Raw genomic sequence first — 18,839 nt, 5'->3', positions numbered from 1 at the left:
ACTTAAATCTCTTCAATAATAGTTTAGTTTACAACAAATTATATAATTTGTTGAATCTCTTTTTCAACAATCTGACCCGATTACCCAACGGAAAATCCCTGCGCGGATATCTATTATATAGTTCTAAAATCTTTCATACTTTCCCCAAGTATATAGTGTGAAAACCACATCAAGTTCTGCTTCATAATAGCTACATGAATTCCTGGCTGATCAGAACTATATGCCATTTCTTTAAATATAATTAGTTCTGTATCAACTTCCATATCTCTTAATCCTTCATATAACTCATATGCATTTGTAACTGGAATTCTTGCATCCTTTTCGCCATGTTGGATTAAGGTAGGTGTACAAGCTAATTTAATATACGTCATTGGTGATGTTTTCGTATATATATCTGGATCATTCCATGGAGTATTTCCTAAATGCATCCTAATGAAGTAAGGGATATCTGTATTTACGTAATGAGTACTCCAGTTCGTAATTCCGCCCCCAACTGAAATTGCCTTAAATCTGCTACTAAATGTAGCACAGAAAGCTGATATATATCCTCCGTTACTCCATCCCATAACTCCTACTCTATCTTTATCTACAATCCCTTTTTCAACTAGTTCATCCACTCCAGATATAACATCATCGCAATCAGCAAGTCCTTGTTTTCTGTAGTTCGCTTTTAAAAATTCATTGCCATAACCAGAACTTCCTCTATAGTTTGGCTCTAAAACGATAAAGCCTTTTTCAACAAACTGTTCAATCGGATATTTCTCATTGAAGCAGTCTGAAAATATCGGAAAAGATGCCCAAGCCGGACCTCCGTGAATTACTACTAATAAAGGATATTTTTTATTTGAGTCAAACTCTACTGGTCTTGATAAAACACCCTCTATTTTAAGACCATCACTACTTTGCCATGAGATGATTTCCCTGTTGCTTTTAAGCTTCCCTTCGAAAAAGCTATTTTCATTCGTTATTTTTTTATCGTCCAAATAGATTTCAAAGGTCTCATTTGTTATAGCTTTACTATAGGTTATATGATTTCCATCCTTTGTTATAGAAGCATCCATTATAAAACCATCTACGTTGTCACTTAATACTTCCATAGTGCCATCTTCAGCTAGTAATCCAATACGATAATTCGTTTTATCCTGCCATCTAATTAAAATCCCTTTAGCTGTCCACTGTAATGGCATAACCGTACTATCAAAGTTTGTTAAGGGCTGAAGTACCTCTCCAGTATTCATATCATATATCTCTAATGTACTCTCTTGTATATGGCTTCTATAATACTCCTTCTCTCTTATGCTTGCTGAGTAACATATTTTGTTGCCCTCAGGAGAAAAGCAAACGCTCCCGCCCAACAACCTATCTACATTCATCTTTTGTAGTTCCTCAGCTTCAACATCTAATATGTATAGATCACCATTCATATAATCGTTTAGGCTTGGTGTAGCCATACATACAACTTTTTTCCCATCATTTGAAATATCAAAGTCATGGATATAAAAATCCTTACCATCAGTTAATTGATAAACACCGTTAATCTCTCGTTCCTCTTTATCATTTTGTATCACTTTTTCTATTTCAACGTAGCATAAACAATTATTTTGATGTTCCTTACCTACATGTTGAAAATCTCCATATAGCTCCTTACGTTTCTTTATTTCCTCACATTCTTTTGACTGTGTAATATAATAAAAACCTTTACCGGTAGGATTCCATTTGAATATACTGATTCCTTCTTCCTCATTAGTAATTTGCACCCCACCATAACCATCTAATGACTTAACAAAGATTTGATTTTTCCCATTACCAACAGGGCTAAGGTATGCAATATCCCTAGAATTTGGAGACCATAACGGGCATGTACTATCTATATCCCCATTTGTTAATGGATAACTCTGCCCTTTACCTTTTTCATATATCCATGCATGATTTCTATATGTATTGTCTTTCCAGTTAGCTGTCCTCTTAACAAATGCTACATTTTTGCCATCATCGCTTATATTGGTACTTGATAAGGTTGGTAATGAAATAATCTCTTCTATACTTAAATATGTTTTTTCACTCACTTTCATCAATATGCCCCCTTGTAATGTCCATAAATCTCTCGTCTTTTTTTGTCGTAATAAAGGAAATTGTTCACGAATACTTAAAATAGTAACGGAAAATTCAGATAAATAAAAGTGAATCCGATAAAGTAAAACTTTAATCTATAGAGTTCTATCCACTCAAATTAAAGATTATGTGGTATTCATCTAAATGGGAAAAATAAACGCATTTTGATTCATACATTCGTTTAAAGTGAACTTCCATCAGTGAGAGTCTTATAGCCTACGAATTGTGGAATAAAAAATGGACTAAGAATTTAATCTTAGTCCATTTTTTATTTTATATCCATTTTGTATGGAATGTACCTTCTTTATCTACTCGTTTATACGTATGCGCTCCAAAATAATCGCGCTGCGCTTGCAACAAGTTTGCAGGTAGTTTGGCAGTACGATAGCTGTCATAATAAGAAATTGCTGCTGAAAATGCAGGTATCGGAATGCCCTGTTGTACCGCCATTGAGATAATTTGGCGTAATCCACCTTGATATGACTCTACAATTTCTTTAAAGTATGGATCAAGTAAAAGGTTCGGTAGGTCAGTGTTAGTCTCATAAGCCTCTTTAATGTTCTGTAAAAAGGCAGCACGGATAATACATCCGCCTCTCCAAAGCATAGAAATGCTGCCAAAATCAAGGTTCCAATCATATTCCTCAGAAGCTGCCTTCAATTGCGTGAATCCTTGTGCATAAGAACAAATTTTACTCATATATAAAGCTTGGCGCACCGCTTCAATTAATTCGGCTTTTTCAACTCCAATTGCCGTTTTATCTTTAGGTCCAGATAAAACTTTGCTTGCGTTCACACGCTCTTCTTTTAAAGCAGAAATGCAACGTGCAAATACAGATTCCGTGATAATAGGCAGAGAGATACCTAAATCAAGTGCGCTTTGACTTGTCCATTTCCCTGTACCCTTTTGTCCTGCAGTATCAAGAATAACATCCACCAATGGCTTACCAGTTTCTTCATCTTTCTTCTTGAAAATATCGGCTGTAATCTCAATTAGATAGCTGTTCAGTTCACCTTTATTCCATTCAGCAAATATTTCATGGAACTCTTCTGCAGTCAAATCTAGTGTTTGTTTCAAGAAGAAATATGCTTCACAAATTAATTGCATATCTCCATACTCAATACCATTATGAACCATCTTTACATAGTGTCCTGCCCCATTAGGTCCGATATAAGAACAGCAAGGCTCGTTATTCACTTTTGCAGAGATGTTTTCAAGCATATCCTTTACTTTTTCGTATGCATCCTTCTGTCCGCCTGGCATAATAGATGGTCCCTTCAATGCACCCTCTTCGCCGCCTGACACACCTGCCCCGATGAAATTGATTCCTTCTTCGGCAAGACGTTTGTTTCGGCGAATTGTATCGACAAAGTATGTATTACCACCGTCAATTAAAATATCGCCTTTATCGAGGTGAGGGACTAGAGAATCAATCGCTTTATCTGTAATTTCCCCCGCATTAACCATTAATAAAATCTTTCTAGGTGATTCGAGTGAGTTAACAAACTCTTCAACTATATGAGTACCAACTAAGTTTTTACCACGGTTTTCCTCAATGGTTTCATCAACTTTTTCCTTTGAAATATCATATAGGGCAACAGAATACCCTTTACTCTCAAAGTTAAGTGCGAGGCTTTTTCCCATAACGCCCACACCAACAACTCCAATTTGTAACTTTTCCATATTCTATCGTTCCTTTCCATGTATGTTACTCTGTATTATAGTATATATACCTAAAATAACATTTTAATCAAATAATCCAACTTTTTCATTTCAATAGGCTCTGCCAGTATTCGTGCAAAAGGTTAAAGGGACACGGCACATCACTATCAAGTTAAAAAATAAAGAGAAATTTTCATCCTTATTAATCAATCATGAAAAATAACTGGTTAATTATGAAAAATCACATTAAACAGCTTCCGTATCCCTTTTACTGTTTAGAAAGATCTATACAAATAAACTTAATAATAAAGTAAACCCTAATCCGGCTACAGAAACGATAGTCTCAAGTAAAGTCCATGTTGCAAATGTTTCTTTCATGCTTAAACCAAAGTACTCTTTGAACATCCAGAAACCAGCATCGTTCACGTGTGAAGCAATTAAACTACCAGCCCCTGTTGCAAGGACAACTAAAGCAAGGTTAACATCAGATTGGCCTAACATCGGAATCACTAAACCGACAGTTGTTAATGCAGCAACCGTAGCAGACCCCAATGAAATACGTAAGATGGCAGCGATAATCCATGCGAGCAAGATCGGTGATAATGAAGTTCCTTTGAATAATTCGGCTACATAGTTACCAACGCCGCCATCAATTAATACTTGTTTGAAAGCACCGCCTCCACCAATAATTAAGAGCATCATCCCAATATTCGAGATCGCTGTTGTACAAGATTCCATCACGTTTTTGATTGGAATATTTCTTGCCAATCCCATTGTATAGATCGCAACTAGTAAGGATATCAACATGGCAGTATCTGCATTCCCAATAAACTCGATCGTTGCTAGTAAACTATTATCTTTGAATCCCATTGTTTTTTGCAACAAAGTAATAATTGTAGCGACTGCCATTAAAAGAACAGGCAGTAAAGCGGTAAAAACACTGATTCCAAAACCAGGAGTTTCTTCAAGTTTAAATACTTTCTGATCACCTAATGATTGGATATTACCGGTTTTTGTGAACGCCTCAGGTACTAGTTTTTTTGCAAGTTTAGTAAATACAGGTCCAGCTAACACAACCGTTGGAACCGCTATCATAAAACCATAAAGTAATACTTCACCGATGTTTGCATGCAATTCACCAGCGATAGCAGTTGGTCCTGGGTGTGGTGGTAAAAATCCGTGTGTTACAGATAAAGCAGCTGCCATCGAAATACCGAGATATAAGATAGAAACTTTTAATTCTCTTGAAATTGCAAATACAATCGGAATTAATAATACTAATCCTACTTCAAAAAATAATGCAATCCCGATAATAAATGAGGCAGTCACAACAGCCCATTGAATGTTCTTTTCACCAAATTTTTTCACAAGGGTCATGGCAATGCGTTGTGCACCCCCAGAATCTGAAAGCAACTTACCTAACATCGCACCAAGTCCAAAAACGAGTGCTAAGTGCCCAAGTGTTCCGCCTAATCCCGCTTCAATGGTTTTAAAAATCTTTTCTGGTGGCATTCCAAGTGCTAAAGCAACCCCGACTGATACAATGATTAATGAAATAAAGGTGTTTAATTTAAAGCGCATAATCAGTAAAAGTAATGCTAAAATCCCAATTGCTACAATGACTAATGGCATCGTAGTTCCCCCCTAATCTTAGCTGTATTTGTATTTATCCCGCTATTCGTGGGCAGTAAGGCCCCCACCACCTCGAGATTTAGATAGAAGCGAGGCGTGGGAGATTACTGATGAAAGTTTTACTTTATTAAATTTCTTTGATAATTTGCAATTCGTGTATAATCATCTTCTAACGCCCTTGATAGGTTAATAAATATAGGCAGTAATTGTCTGTATTCTTTTGTTGCTTCTTCTTTCGGTGTATGTTTGTAGGTACTACCAACCATTTCGGAAACGATTTCAAAAGAATCAATTTTTCCTGTGGCATAGAGACCTAATATACATGCGCCTAGACAAGAGCTTTCGTAGCTCTTTGGAACAACGACTTCAGATGCAAAAATATCGGACATCATCTGTCGCCAAACGTCAGACCTTGCGAAACCGCCTGTTGCTTGAATACGAGTTACAGGACCATCCATACATTCTGTTAATGCTAAAAATACAGTGTATAAATTATATATAACACCTTCTAAAGCTGCACGAATCATATGTTCCTTCTTATGTGACATCGTTAAACCGAAGAAGGAGCCACGTACATCTGGATTCCATAATGGTGCACGTTCCCCTGCGAGGTACGGATGGAATAATAATCCGTCTGCACCAGGTCTCACGCGTTCTGCTATTTTAGTTAATACATCGTATGGATCAATTCCTAGTCTTTTCGCAGTTTCTACTTCTGATGAAGCAAGTTCATCACGAATCCAGCGAAGGACCATCCCTCCATTGTTTACTGGTCCACCAATTACCCAATGCTTTTCTGTTAAGGCATAACAAAATATTCTTCCTTTTTTATCTGTTTGTGGTTTATCAATGATGGTCCGAATAGCACCACTTGTTCCAATTGTGACAGCAATCTCCCCTTTCCGAATTGCATTCACACCTAGATTAGAAAGCACCCCATCACTGGCACCAATGACAAACGATGTTTGGGAATCGATACCAATCTTTTGGGCTAAATCTGGATTGCAGTTGCTGAATATTTTGGTGGTTGGTACGAGTTTAGATAATTGAGCTGAGGTTATACCAGCAATTTTTAAAGCTTCCTCATCCCAATCTAGCGTTTTTAAGTTCATCATACCCATGCACGAGGCGATGGAATGATCAACAACATATTGATCAAAGAATTTTTTGAAGATATATTCTTTGATTCCAATATATTTTTTCGTTCTAATAGCAATTTTCGGATGGTCATTCACAATCCATGTAATTTTACTTAATGGTGACATTGGGTGAATAGGTGTTCCTGTTCGTCTATAAACTGTATGGCCATTCAGTTCATCTTTGATTTTATGTGCCCATGCTTCACTACGATTATCTGCCCAAGTGATACAAGGTGTCAGCGGCTGATCATTTTCATCCATAGCAATGACACTATGCATAGCACTGCTAAATGAAATAAACGATGGTTTTTTATCTGAATGCTGTTTCGTTATATTTGATATCGCTTGTAAAACAGCTTGGAAAATCTCTTCTGGATCTTGTTCCGCTGTGGATATATCCGGTGTGCGAAGTGGATAACCAATATTCTCGGTTTGAATGACTTCGCCTTTTTCAGTAAATAAAACTGCTTTCGTACTTGTTGTACCGATATCTATACCTAACATATAGCTACTCATGTCCTTGCTCAACTCCTTTAGATAACATTTGTTGTGACATCCAGAGGTCTTCGACTTTCCCTTGAACATCATCAAAGTTTTGATGTAAGGCCTTAATCATGAGGGCTCGATCTTTTGATTCGATTGCTTTTATATAAAGCTCATGATTTTTAATAATCCGTTCAAAATCTTCGTACTTTTCCTTGAAACGAGTACGCATTGATAAAAGGATTAAGCTTTCCATAACGGGCTTTAAATTATTCCAAATCATCAGGATGTAGGAATGCTCAATGGTTCGAATAATCGTTTCATGGAATAAGAGATCTTGATAAGAAAATTCATCAGAATCATGATACTTAATGGCGATTTTCATCATTTCCATTATTTTATTTAGTTCTCTTACTAAATCATTTGTGTCCATCTTTCCAAGTCGCTCAAAGATAAACGTTTCTATAAGTAAACGAACATCATATATTTCTTCAATTTCTTTCTCGGTTAAACCAATGACAACTGCGCCCATTCTTTCTAAGCGAATAATATTTTCAGAAGCTAGTAATTTTAATGCTTCACGAACGGGTGACCGACTTACAGAAAAATCGGCAGCTATTTTATTTTCTGACAGGATGGTACCGCTTTCAATCGCACCTGCAATAATGCGCATTCTCAATTCGCTCGCAACACGATCACCTGTAGAAGCTTTTGAAAGCCATTTTTCAGGATAAAGAAATTCCATTGATTTCGTCATAAATCCACCTCGTGTTAATCAAGTATACTTGTATACAAGTATTATAACTCGGATTTTTAATTATGCAAGCGCTTTTATTGTTCGCGTTGGTTCTATTAGAGGAAAGCACATAATTATTAAGCTAACAAATCAAGTCACCCCAAAACTATTATTGTTGATAAAGAAGATTTAGGAAATGGAAAACTAAACAAGTGGTATGAAAGACAAATAATTATAGAATCTATGTAAAAAGAAGCAGCTACCTTTAAATGGAGAGGTAGCTGCTTTTTTAGTTGTTCATATTCTGCTGATGCTTTGAAATTAATTTAGACATATAGACAAAACCCTAAATTACGTATTGTCTTGTAACTCCATGAATATCTATTCGCGCTATTGTGTTTATACACTGCTCATTGATAGTTTCCCGATTAATTCTCAATAACATCATGTAACCTCTCAGCAAACTCTTTATGATGCACTGTGTTATAACCCACATGATGTCCTGGAAACTCTGCGAATTCTGTTCCGAGGTGTTCTGCTAAGTTGAATGCGCAATGATAAGGAAAAGTTTCTCTTGAAATACTTCCACCAGCTGGACGTACCTGTATCGATGCAGGTTTTAATAGGGACTTTAACGCATCGATATTTAAAGTATAGCTGAGAATTCCCGGGATTTCATACTCAGTGAAATACATCGAATTGCCAAGTAGTCGCTCTGTTAGCATATCCTTCGATGGTTCGGAATTACTATCATCAATATTTGACAATAACTTCATGACCTCACTTTGATGATTCCCTTTAAGGTCTTTCATGAAATTTATAGCCTGCTTCAACTCATTTTCAGATAAAAGTTGTAATAAAACCGGTTCGTGTGGAATTAGTAACTGTACCTGCTCAGGATGACGTATGCACAAATCAAGTCCGATAACAGCACCAGAACTACTTCCGAATACATAAGCCGGTTCTTTGGTCAGATTAGCTAGCAACCGATGAGCATCTTCGCTATGCGTGTGCACATGGTAACCCTCATTTTTATTGACGAGATTGCTACGGGAATGACCACGACGATCGTAAGTAACAACGGTATACCATTTAGCAAGATGGTCGGCGACATTATGGAACTTGTCGGCATCACCACCCCCACCATGAATCAAAAGAAGAATTGGACCCGAGCCACGCACCTCATAATAGATGCTTGCTCCAATTACTTGCAATGTTCCGTTTTTTACTATACTCATTTGTACATTCTTCCTTTCTTTTGTCATCTCCCTTAACATTACATGATTGGTGAATGATATAAAATGCAGGAAATAACTAAGAAACAAATTCACCATAAGAAAAAGCAATGTGTAGCTTTAAAATAAAGTTTGATTAAAAATACTGTGTTAAACCGTATTCTATGATGAATAAAAAGAAACCATTTTGAAAGAGTCTAATCAAAATGGTTTCTTATCCAACAGGTTTATGTTTATGTTTTATAAAAAGGTTTGATCATAGCTTATTTACAATTCTTTGATTAAAGAGATAAAGCATCGCACCCTTTTTATAAACGTCTTAACTTTATTTCAAAACTACAATATATTTACTAACCTACTAATCTCCTACTCAACCGTAACAGACTTAGCTAAGTTACGTGGCTTATCAACGTCACACTCGCGGTGAAGTGCTGCGTAGTATGAGATAAGTTGTAATGGAATAACTGCTACTAGCGGTGCTAGTGCTTCGTGTACAGCTGGTAATACGAAGCTGTCACCTTCCATTTCTAAGCCCTTCATTGAGATGATACATGGGTTAGCTCCGCGTGCTACTACTTCTTTCACGTTACCACGAATTCCAAGGTTTACGTGTTCTTGTGTAGCAAGTGCGATAACTGGTGTACCGTTTTCGATTAAAGCGATTGTACCGTGTTTTAATTCTCCTCCAGCAAATCCTTCTGCTTGGATGTAAGAGATTTCTTTTAGCTTTAACGCTCCTTCTAATCCTACGTAGAAGTCTACGCTACGTCCGATGAAGAAACAGTTACGAGTTGTTGCTAAAAATTGTTTTGCTAATGCGTCCATTTCTTCTTTTTGATCACAAAGTTGTACCATTGCATTTGCTACAAGTCCTAGTTCGTGTGTTAAGTCAAAACCAAGAACTTCACCTTTTGCTTTAGCAATATCTGCAGCTAAAATTGAAAGTACTGCAAGCTGTGCTGTGTAAGCTTTCGTTGATGCAACGGCGATTTCTGGTCCCGCGTATAACGGAAGTGTATAATCCGCTTCACGAGAAAGTGTAGAACCAGGTACGTTTGTAATTGTTAATGCTTTATGACCCATTTCATTTGTTTGTACAAGTACTGCACGGCTATCAGCTGTTTCACCACTTTGTGAAATGTAAATGAAGAATGGTCTTTCTGTTAATAATGGCATGTTATAAGAGAATTCACTTGCTACATGCACTTCAACTGGCATTTTTGCAAACTTCTCGATAAATTGTTTTCCAACAAGACCTGCATGATAACTTGTTCCACATGCAATGATGTAAATACGATCGCTATCTAAAATCGCATTGCGGATGTCTTGATCTAATTCAATCTCGCCATTTTCATCTTGGTACTTTTGAATTATATTACGGATAACAAGTGGTTGCTCATCGATTTCTTTAAGCATGAAATGAGGGTATGTTCCTTTTTCAATATCACTTGCGTCTAATTCCGCTGTAAACGGTGCACGTTCAATCGTTTCACCTTGTAAGTTTTTAATTGTAATACTTTCTTTCGTTACAATTACAATTTCTTTATCCATTAATTCAATAAATTGATCTGTAACTTGTAACATCGCCATAGCGTCGCTCGCCACAACATTAAAGTTGTCACCAACACCTACTAATAGCGGGCTTTTGTTTTTAGCAACATAAATCATGTTTGGATTTTCAGCATCAAGTAATCCGATTGCATAAGAGCCATGTAAAAGAGATAGCGTATTACGGAACGCTTCTTCTACACTTAGTCCTGTGCTCACTTGTTGTTCCATAAGCTGTACGATAACCTCTGTATCCGTTTCACTTACGAACGTGACATCTTGTAAATATTCCTTCTTCACTAACTCATAGTTTTCAATTACACCGTTATGAACTAGTGTAAAACGCTTTGATGTACTTTGATGCGGATGCGCGTTTACTTTGCTCGGAACACCATGTGTAGCCCAGCGTGTGTGACCGATCCCCACGCTTGTTGCTACGTTCTCATCTACGATTTCGCGAAGTTTTGCAATACGGCCTTTTTCTTTGTATACAACAACACCGTTCTCTGCTTGTACTGCAATACCTGCTGAATCATATCCACGATATTCTAGCTTTTCTAAACCTTTTAATAAAATTTCCTTTGCATCTTGCTCTCCAATAAATCCTACGATTCCACACATGTTTAGTCGCCGTTACAAATGCTTACACTGCTCTGCGAACATGTAACGACATAGTCCGATACCATTTTTATTTATACTAAAAAACGGATTACATATTGCTAGCCCTGTAAGCTTGTAACGGCTTTCACCTTCCTCTCGATTGGGTTTAAGTCCGTATATACTTATACAGCTAGTTTGTATCCGTTCCTTTTCTCTCATCACACTTTCACCTTTGTCCACTAAGTCACCTTAATGATTTAAGTAAAAGCTTGCGGTTGTGATGAACAACCGGGAGCCATCCGCCGAAATCTCGATAAACCCCACCTCGTCAACTACACTACTTGTAGTTCTGGCGCTTCTATAATTTACAATATTTCCTTTGAGAAAAAGAACAAGACCATCTTATAACAAACATGGATAAACCGTCAATGAAAATTTTTTCACCATCTATAAAACATATGAAAAAGGAGCACTTATTGTGCTCCTTTTCAATAAATTTATTAAATTATTCAGCGCCAACTTCCGCTTTCACAACTTCTACAATGCGATGTACATATGCATCACAAACTTCTTGTGTTGGTGCTTCTGCCATTACACGAATAAGTGGTTCTGTTCCAGATGGACGAACAAGAATGCGGCCATCACCATTCATTTCTTCCTCTACAACACGAATAATTTCTTTAATTTTTTCGTTTTCTAGTGCTAGTTTTTTATCTGTTACACGAACGTTTACTAGTAATTGCGGGAATTTTGTCATTTCTCCTGCAAGCTCAGATAATGGTTTTTTCGTCATTTTCATAATGTTTACAAGTTGAAGTGCACTTAACATTCCATCACCAGTTGTAATGTAATCAAGTAAGATAATATGGCCTGATTGTTCTCCACCTAAGTTGTAACCTCCGCGCTTCATTTCTTCCATTACGTATCGGTCACCAACTGCTGTTTTATCACTTGTAATACCGTTAGCTTCAAGTGCTTTGTAGAAACCTAAGTTACTCATAACTGTTGAAACAACTGTATTATGCTTTAGTTGACCAGTTTCTTTCATGTACTTTGCACAAATAAACATAATTTGATCGCCATCAACAATGTTTCCTTTTTCATCTACAGCGATTAAACGGTCACCATCACCATCGAAAGCAAGACCAATATCAGCACCTTTTTCTTTTACTAATTCAGCTAATACTTCTGGATGCGTAGAACCTACTCCATCGTTAATGTTCATACCGTTTGGTGAAGTTCCCATTGTTGAAATATCAGCTTCTAAATCAGCAAATAAGTACGGAGCTAAAGAAGACGTAGCACCATGCGCACAATCTAAAGCGATATGTAAACCTGAGAAATCTTCCTCTACAGTTTGTTTAATGTATTGTAAATACTTTTGTCCACCTTCAAAATAATCACTCACTTGCCCAAGGTTCGTACCTGTTGGACGTGGTAATTCATCCACTTCTTTGTCTAATAAAGCTTCAATTTCTGCTTCTTGCTCATCTGTTAATTTAAAACCGTCTGAACCGAAGAATTTAATTCCGTTATCTTGTACTGGATTATGAGATGCAGAAATCATAACACCAGCTTGTGCATCTAACGCTTTCGTTAAATAAGCAACACCTGGTGTAGAAATAACACCAAGACGCATTACTTCTGCTCCAGTTGATAATAGACCTGCTACTAAAGCTCCTTCTAACATATGTCCTGATATACGTGTATCACGGCCGATAATTACTTTTGGACGGTCTGTATCTTTTGTTAATACATAACCACCAAAACGTCCAATTTTGAACGCTAATTCAGGTGTTAACTCCTTATTCGCAACCCCGCGTACTCCATCTGTACCAAAATATTTACCCATTATGATTCGCTCCTTTTTCTGGCTCTTTTTGATTATCTACTGTTGGCTCTTGGCTAGTTTCTTTATCTTCATTTTGTTCCGATTCCTTCTCCTTTTCCTTTTCCTTTTCTGGATCAGGCTTAGGTTCAGGTTCAGGATTTTTTGGTTTTTCAGTTTGATTATCTTTATTATTATTTGAATTTGGTTGCTCACCGTTACCCTGTACTTCTTTATCGGGATTTTCTTTCTTCACAATTGTAACTTTAGCACTTTTTTGTTTTGGCTCTATTGAAATATTACCAGGGCCACTCACTTGAATAGCAACATCCTTCGTCCCAGGAGACACATTTTGTAGATTAATCACTGCTGTTATTTGAGCAGCTGTTATTTTATCTACTATACTTGTTTCTCCTGAAATATCAACGCTTATCTTCCCATCTTGCGGCGAAAGTAACTGGGCCGTAACGTCTTTAGAAAGTCCATTTTTTTGAATTGATATACCATCAATCGTTCTTGTTTTCGTTTGTTTTGTTTTTTGTACGCCTACTGAAACCTTTACTTGATTTGGCTTCGCACTTGTTACACCCTTTGGTAATAAAACAGAGGTATCGAATGTTGTAGACTCTGTCAATTGACTAAGATCTACTTCGACCCCCTCTATCGATTGTATATTATCCAATATATCTTTTGGACCTGCTATCGTTACTTCTCTCGGCTCAACGCTAATATTTGTAACGGCCAATCCTTCCGGTAAACTCCCCTTTTTCGCATATGTTATAGGAACAGTTTTTTCAGTATTATTGGCCGTAGCTTGCGTCGCCACATTCAACGTTACACTAATTTTAGATGGACTTGTTCTTACATTTAAACGTTTTCCTTCTTTATTGTATAATGTAACTTCGGCTGTTTTTGTAACAGTTTTATTAACACCTTTTAAATCAACATACGCCTTAGCAGATGAAATACTTTCAATTTCTTCTTTCGTCCCAACTACCTCAACCGTATCAGGTTTAATGTTTGATTTTTCGAGAGTAGCACCAGCTGGCATTTGATCCTCATTTGATAATTTCAAGTCTACATGAACATATTTTCTCGCTTTTTCATGAAGAGTAATTTTAATTGTTGATGGCTGAACTGTTCCTTTCACATCATCTGGAAGTCCATTCGTTTTCAAAGAAACTTCATACGTTCCTTTTTCGCTACCTCTCAAATCAACTGGTATATCAAATTGTTTTTTCGCTTTTGCCGTAGCAACTGCTGCTTTTGGACCCTCTAACTTCACCTTAACGCCCTCTGCCGGAATACCACTTACAATATATTTCTCTTCATCATACTTAACGTTAATAGCATAATTAGTTAATGTTTCTTTCGCATCATTTGCAAAAGGTAGTATCCCCGATGTCGTATTTTTTTCAGTTAAAGTCGCTGACATAAAAAGCATACACGCCAATAGTAATGAGATTCCTTTTAAAAACCAATGATTCTCCATTAACTTATCCATGACGCTTTCTCCTCCAATTCCATAAAGACGAAGAAGTCGTTTTTTCGTTCGCACTAAATTCAGCTAATAACATATCTTTCAGCTGTTCTGTCTTCAAATCACGATGCAACTTACCATTTTTCGTTAAAGAAATTTGGCCCGTTTCTTCCGACACAACTACTGTAATACTATCAGTAACCTCACTAACTCCCATTGCAGCGCGATGCCTAGTTCCTAACTCTTTAGAAATAAATGGACTTTCCGATAACGGAAGATAGCAAGCTGCTGCTTTAATGGTACTTCCTTGCATAATTACTGCTCCATCGTGAAGAGGTGTGTTTGGAATGAAAATATTAATGAGTAATTCCGATGATACGTTTGCATTTAGCGGAATACCCGTTTCTACATAATCACCCATACCGGTCTCTTTTGACAAGGTAATTAATGCACCAATTCTACGTTTCCCCATATATTCCGTTGCTTTCGCTATCGCTGTTGCAACCATTTCAGGCTCATCATCCTCGTGAGTTCCAGTACGCGAAAATAAACTCCCGCGTCCTAGCTGCTCAAGCGCTCTTCGCAATTCTGGCTGGAAAATAATAATAACGGCTAAAAATCCCCACGTTAATACTTGTTCAGTTAGCCAATATAGCGTTCGCAATTCAAGAAAAATACTGATCATCCGAACGACAATAATAACTGTAATCCCTTTTAAAAGTTGAACAGCTTTCGTCCCTCGGATTATGAGAATTAGCTTATATATAATAAACCATACAACGGCAATATCTAATGCCGTACTAAGATATTTCAAAATGGTCGTATCTTCAAAAGGCATGCTAACCCTTCCTCCTACTTACGAGCAATTCTATCCATATATTGAAATATTGTTTTATGCTCTATCTGTATGTATTTCCAACAACTAGTTAATTATACCATACATGAAACAAACGACAATTACAAACAACCCCCTTTAGTCTAAATTGGTAAGATGTCAAACATTCTTATCGTACAGTATAATATAAATCATTATTATACGCCTATTTTCAAATAAAAAAAGCAACTTCTCAGTTGCTTTTCTTACATTTATTTTAGTTTTTCACCGAATAAAGAACCCATTAAAGCAACCGCTGTTGTTGCCGTTCTATTTCGCTCATCTAAAATCGTATTTACCTCAACAAACTCGGCAGATGTAACAATATCAGCTTCCGCTAACATCTCCATTGCTAAATGACTTTCACGATAAGATAAGCCACCAATTACAGGTGTTCCAACTCCTGGTGCATCGTGAGGATCAAGACCATCTAAATCTAATGATAAATGCACACCATCAGTATGAGATAAATACGCGATTGTTTCTTCCATAACAGCCGTCATACCCATACGATCAATCTCGTGCATTGAAAATACTTTAATACCTTCATTTCGAATAAAGTCTTTTTCTCCTTCATCTAATGCACGTGCACCGATAATTACGACATTCTCTTTTTTCACCTTTGGATATGCCCCGTATAAATCTACAAGCGTGGGATGTCCATACCCTAAACTTGCTGCAAGTGACATACCGTGAATATTTCCAGATGGTGAAGTTTCTTCTGTATTTAAATCACCATGTGCATCATACCAAATAACACCTAGGTTTTTATAATGTTTCGCAACACCAGCTAATGTACCAATAGCGATACTATGATCGCCACCTAATACAAGTGGAAAACGCCCTTCTTCTATAATATGATCCACCTTACTTGCTAATTCGTTACATACAGTTGCAACTTGTGTAAGGTTTCTTAAGCTTGTATTTACATCTACTTCTTTTTCTCTCTCTATACATATATCTCCCATATCTTTAACGTCATATCCAATTTCTTCAATTCTTTCAATTACACCTGCATAACGGATTGCGCTCGGTCCCATATCAACGCCACGACGCATCTGGCCTAAATCCATTGGAACTCCAATAACTGAAATTTCTTTTTTCATAGATAGTATCCCCCTTTTGTGCCTTCACTAAATATTTTAAATCTTTTATATACTCTGACTCAACTCGACATTTTTCTGTATGGATATACAAATTATTCACTTATATTCGCTTCAAAATCAAAATGTTAAGACTATTCTATGTATAAAGTTAACTTAATGAAGCAACTACTATCATTATTATTAGATAATAATAAAAAACACTCCCGCATTTAGAAGGGTTTTTCTGATGCTATTTTCCACACTGTTGCAATATTCTTTGCTGTCATTTCAATATTCTCTTCTGCTACTTTATATGCCTCCTCTAATGTCATCGGACTTGTTGTAATACTAAATACTGCATCAACTCCTTTTTCATGAACAGCCGAGTAATTCGGAGATACTGATCCCCCAATCGCAATGACAGGAATATGAAGACGCTTTGCACGCTCCGCAACACCTACTGGTGCCTTTCCATATGCTGTTTGTTCATCTATTCTCCCTTCGCCAGTTATAATTAAATCTGCACCTTCTATATGCTTATCAAAATTTGTATAATCTAATACAATTTCAATTCCTCTCCGCAAGCCTCCCTTTAGCACTGCAATAACAGCTGCACCCATACCTCCTGCAGCTCCTGCACCAGGTATTTTAGATACGTCGCAAAATAGGTATTGTTTAAGGATATGCGCATAATGCTTTAAATTCTCATCCAGCTCTTTCATCATCTCTTCATCCGCACCCTTTTGTCGTCCAAATACGAAAGATGCTCCTTTTATTCCAACTAACGGATTATCGACATCACATGCTGCTTCTATCTTTATATGCTTTAAGCGTGAATCCATTTGTGAAAAATCAATAGAGACAATCGAATGTAACGTTCCACCAGACGGCTCTATTACTTCTCCTTTTCCATTTATGAACTTGACTCCTAAAGCTGACAACATACCCGCTCCTCCATCATTTGTAGCACTTCCCCCAAGTCCTAAAATGATATGCTCAGCTCCTTCGTCTAGCGCATGTAGTATAAGTTCTCCTGTTCCTTTCGTCGTCGTAATAAGTGGGTTTCGCTTTTTAGCCGGAACGTGTTGTAAGCCGGATGCTGCTGCCATTTCAATAAACGCTGTCTTTTTATCTTTAGACATACCGTAAAAGGCTTGTACGCTCTCTCTAAGCGGTCCTGTCACATGAAATGATATAATCCTCCCGCTTGTAGCATCAACAAGGGAATCGACCGTTCCTTCCCCTCCATCTCCAATTGGTATTTTTACGTACTCTGCTTTAGGAAAAATTGCTCCAAAACCTCTTTCAATAGCTTCACATACTTCTATAGCTGTTAAGCTTTCTTTATATGAATCAGATGCAATAACAACTTTCATAATTATCCCCATCCTTTATTTTCACGTTTTCTCTATTTTAAATGACAAGTATGAAAGTTGTCTTTTTAAACACAAAAAAAGCTTACATCATATGATGTAAGCTTTCTCTATTAGATGGAGCCTAGCGGGATCGAACCGCTGACCTCCTGCGTGCAAGGCAGGCGCTCTCCCAGCTGAGCTAAGGCCCCTTAGTAATTAAGCGGAAGACGGGATTCGAACCCGCGACCCCAACCTTGGCAAGGTTGTATTCTACCACTGAACTACTTCCGCGAAAATGGTGAGCCATGAAGGACTCGAACCTTCGACCCTCTGATTAAAAGTCAGATGCTCTACCAACTGAGCTAATGGCTCGTAAATGGCTGGGCTAGCTGGATTCGAACCAGCGCATGACGGAGTCAAAGTCCGTTGCCTTACCGCTTGGCTATAGCCCATTAATATTTACTAGTATGGTTATCTTTTCAAAAAAATAAACCCTCTCAGGTTATTTTAAAGAAAATGGTGGAGGGGGGCAGATTCGAACTGCCGAACCCGAAGGAGCGGATTTACAGTCCGCCGCGTTTAGCCACTTCGCTACCCCTCCGACATTTAAAATATATATGGTGGAGGATGACGGGATCGAACCGCCGACCCCCTGCTTGTAAGGCAGGTGCTCTCCCAGCTGAGCTAATCCTCCAAAAGTGGTGACCCGTACGGGATTCGAACCCGTGTTACCGCCGTGAAAGGGCGGTGTCTTAACCACTTGACCAACGGGCCAAAAAAGTTTTAAACCTATTCCCAAGCTTCCAACCGGGCTTGAACCGGTGACCTCTTCCTTACCATGGAAGTGCTCTACCAGCTGAGCTATGGAAGCATAATGGCTCCGCAGGTAGGACTCGAACCTACGACCGATCGGTTAACAGCCGATAGCTCTACCACTGAGCTACTGCGGAATAATATTAGCCTGGCAACGTCCTACTCTCACAGGGACAAGGTCCCAACTACCATCGGCGCTAGAGAGCTTAACTTCCGTGTTCGGTATGGGAACGGGTGTGACCTCTCTGCCATCATTA

13 protein-coding genes, 9 tRNA genes and 1 rRNA gene are annotated in these 18,839 nt (G+C 37.7%); all 23 read right to left on the bottom strand.

What is annotated here, in order from left to right:
• Positions 1 to 113 precede the first annotated feature (113 nt).
• Complete coding sequence (locus ACTFR9_RS25655) at positions 114 to 2,072, bottom strand: S9 family peptidase (protein ID WP_229136833.1); 1,959 nt, start codon at positions 2,070 to 2,072, stop codon at positions 114 to 116.
• Between the two features lie 313 nt (positions 2,073 to 2,385).
• Positions 2,386 to 3,795, bottom strand: a complete 1,410-nt coding sequence (gene gndA, locus ACTFR9_RS25650; protein ID WP_000413557.1) for an NADP-dependent phosphogluconate dehydrogenase — start codon at positions 3,793 to 3,795, stop codon at positions 2,386 to 2,388.
• Between the two features lie 264 nt (positions 3,796 to 4,059).
• Positions 4,060 to 5,406, bottom strand: coding sequence for a gluconate permease GntP (gene gntP, locus ACTFR9_RS25645; protein ID WP_001131721.1), 1,347 nt, complete (start codon positions 5,404 to 5,406; stop codon positions 4,060 to 4,062).
• A gap of 119 nt (positions 5,407 to 5,525) precedes the next feature.
• Positions 5,526 to 7,061, bottom strand: coding sequence for a gluconokinase (gntK, locus tag ACTFR9_RS25640; protein WP_229136834.1), 1,536 nt, complete (start codon positions 7,059 to 7,061; stop codon positions 5,526 to 5,528).
• Positions 7,054 to 7,785, bottom strand: coding sequence for a gluconate operon transcriptional repressor GntR (gene gntR, locus ACTFR9_RS25635; protein WP_000167471.1), 732 nt, complete (start codon positions 7,783 to 7,785; stop codon positions 7,054 to 7,056). The genes gntK and gntR overlap by 8 nt, the downstream gene beginning before the upstream one ends.
• A gap of 407 nt (positions 7,786 to 8,192) precedes the next feature.
• Positions 8,193 to 9,002, bottom strand: coding sequence for an alpha/beta fold hydrolase (locus ACTFR9_RS25630; protein WP_229136835.1), 810 nt, complete (start codon positions 9,000 to 9,002; stop codon positions 8,193 to 8,195).
• A 363-nt stretch (positions 9,003 to 9,365) separates the two neighbouring features.
• Positions 9,366 to 11,168 (bottom strand): glutamine--fructose-6-phosphate transaminase (isomerizing), encoded by a 1,803-nt coding sequence (gene glmS / locus ACTFR9_RS25625; protein WP_000334168.1) that lies wholly within the window; start codon positions 11,166 to 11,168, stop codon positions 9,366 to 9,368.
• Between the two features lie 12 nt (positions 11,169 to 11,180).
• A complete protein-coding gene (locus ACTFR9_RS25620) occupies positions 11,181 to 11,366 on the bottom strand; it encodes a hypothetical protein (protein WP_001208183.1) in 186 nt (61 codons plus the stop codon).
• A gap of 286 nt (positions 11,367 to 11,652) precedes the next feature.
• Positions 11,653 to 12,999, bottom strand: coding sequence for a phosphoglucosamine mutase (glmM, locus tag ACTFR9_RS25615; protein WP_000521474.1), 1,347 nt, complete (start codon positions 12,997 to 12,999; stop codon positions 11,653 to 11,655).
• Entirely contained in the window at positions 12,992 to 14,479 is a 1,488-nt protein-coding gene (locus ACTFR9_RS25610) for a CdaR family protein (protein ID WP_000359577.1), read from the bottom strand. The genes glmM and ACTFR9_RS25610 overlap by 8 nt, the downstream gene beginning before the upstream one ends.
• Positions 14,472 to 15,293 carry a diadenylate cyclase CdaA gene (gene cdaA, locus ACTFR9_RS25605; protein ID WP_001115700.1) on the bottom strand — a complete coding sequence of 274 codons (822 nt, stop codon included), beginning with the start codon at positions 15,291 to 15,293 and terminating at the stop codon, positions 14,472 to 14,474. Before cdaA ends, ACTFR9_RS25610 begins: the two co-directional genes overlap by 8 nt.
• Positions 15,294 to 15,541: 248 nt before the next feature.
• Positions 15,542 to 16,435 carry an arginase gene (gene rocF, locus ACTFR9_RS25600; protein WP_000711569.1) on the bottom strand — a complete coding sequence of 298 codons (894 nt, stop codon included), beginning with the start codon at positions 16,433 to 16,435 and terminating at the stop codon, positions 15,542 to 15,544.
• Positions 16,436 to 16,644: 209 nt separating this feature from the next.
• Positions 16,645 to 17,790: a glycerate kinase gene (locus ACTFR9_RS25595; RefSeq protein ID WP_000869602.1), complete on the bottom strand. Its 1,146-nt coding sequence runs from the start codon at positions 17,788 to 17,790 to the stop codon at positions 16,645 to 16,647.
• Between the two features lie 115 nt (positions 17,791 to 17,905).
• A tRNA-Ala gene (locus tag ACTFR9_RS25590) sits at positions 17,906 to 17,978 on the bottom strand.
• Positions 17,979 to 17,988: 10 nt separating this feature from the next.
• Positions 17,989 to 18,060, bottom strand: a tRNA-Gly gene (locus ACTFR9_RS25585).
• Between the two features lie 5 nt (positions 18,061 to 18,065).
• A tRNA-Lys gene (locus tag ACTFR9_RS25580) sits at positions 18,066 to 18,141 on the bottom strand.
• Positions 18,142 to 18,146: 5 nt separating this feature from the next.
• A tRNA-Gln gene (locus ACTFR9_RS25575) sits at positions 18,147 to 18,221 on the bottom strand.
• Positions 18,222 to 18,286: 65 nt separating this feature from the next.
• Positions 18,287 to 18,370, bottom strand: a tRNA-Tyr gene (locus ACTFR9_RS25570).
• Positions 18,371 to 18,387: 17 nt separating this feature from the next.
• Positions 18,388 to 18,463 (bottom strand) — tRNA-Val (locus tag ACTFR9_RS25565).
• Positions 18,464 to 18,468: 5 nt separating this feature from the next.
• Positions 18,469 to 18,543 (bottom strand) — tRNA-Glu (locus tag ACTFR9_RS25560).
• Between the two features lie 24 nt (positions 18,544 to 18,567).
• Positions 18,568 to 18,640 (bottom strand) — tRNA-Thr (locus ACTFR9_RS25555).
• A gap of 4 nt (positions 18,641 to 18,644) precedes the next feature.
• Positions 18,645 to 18,719: transfer RNA gene (locus tag ACTFR9_RS25550), tRNA-Asn, on the bottom strand.
• A 9-nt stretch (positions 18,720 to 18,728) separates the two neighbouring features.
• Positions 18,729 to 18,839 (bottom strand): 5S ribosomal RNA (rrf, locus tag ACTFR9_RS25545); the annotation flags it as partial.

The organism is Bacillus cereus group sp. MYBK222-1 (assembly GCF_051916425.1).
Lineage (GTDB): Bacteria > Bacillota > Bacilli > Bacillales > Bacillaceae_G > Bacillus_A > Bacillus_A paranthracis.
This window is presented reverse-complemented; position numbering and strand designations above follow the sequence as displayed.

Bases quoted from the DNA above. Each gene is read 5' to 3' on its own strand.
- gntK (WP_229136834.1), bottom strand. From the start codon at position 7,061: ATGAGTAGCTATATGTTAGGTATAGATATCGGTACAACAAGTACGAAA.
- ACTFR9_RS25630 (WP_229136835.1), bottom strand. From the start codon at position 9,002: ATGAGTATAGTAAAAAACGGAACATTGCAAGTAATTGGAGCAAGCATC.
- glmM (WP_000521474.1), bottom strand. From the start codon at position 12,999: ATGGGTAAATATTTTGGTACAGATGGAGTACGCGGGGTTGCGAATAAG.
- cdaA (WP_001115700.1), bottom strand. From the start codon at position 15,293: ATGCCTTTTGAAGATACGACCATTTTGAAATATCTTAGTACGGCATTA.
- gntR (WP_000167471.1), bottom strand. From the start codon at position 7,785: ATGACGAAATCAATGGAATTTCTTTATCCTGAAAAATGGCTTTCAAAA.
- gntP (WP_001131721.1), bottom strand. From the start codon at position 5,406: ATGCCATTAGTCATTGTAGCAATTGGGATTTTAGCATTACTTTTACTG.
- gndA (WP_000413557.1), bottom strand. From the start codon at position 3,795: ATGGAAAAGTTACAAATTGGAGTTGTTGGTGTGGGCGTTATGGGAAAA.
- rocF (WP_000711569.1), bottom strand. From the start codon at position 16,435: ATGAAAAAAGAAATTTCAGTTATTGGAGTTCCAATGGATTTAGGCCAG.
- ACTFR9_RS25620 (WP_001208183.1), bottom strand. From the start codon at position 11,366: ATGAGAGAAAAGGAACGGATACAAACTAGCTGTATAAGTATATACGGA.
- glmS (WP_000334168.1), bottom strand. From the start codon at position 11,168: ATGTGTGGAATCGTAGGATTTATTGGAGAGCAAGATGCAAAGGAAATT.
- ACTFR9_RS25655 (WP_229136833.1), bottom strand. From the start codon at position 2,072: ATGAAAGTGAGTGAAAAAACATATTTAAGTATAGAAGAGATTATTTCA.
- ACTFR9_RS25610 (WP_000359577.1), bottom strand. From the start codon at position 14,479: ATGGATAAGTTAATGGAGAATCATTGGTTTTTAAAAGGAATCTCATTA.
- ACTFR9_RS25595 (WP_000869602.1), bottom strand. From the start codon at position 17,790: ATGAAAGTTGTTATTGCATCTGATTCATATAAAGAAAGCTTAACAGCT.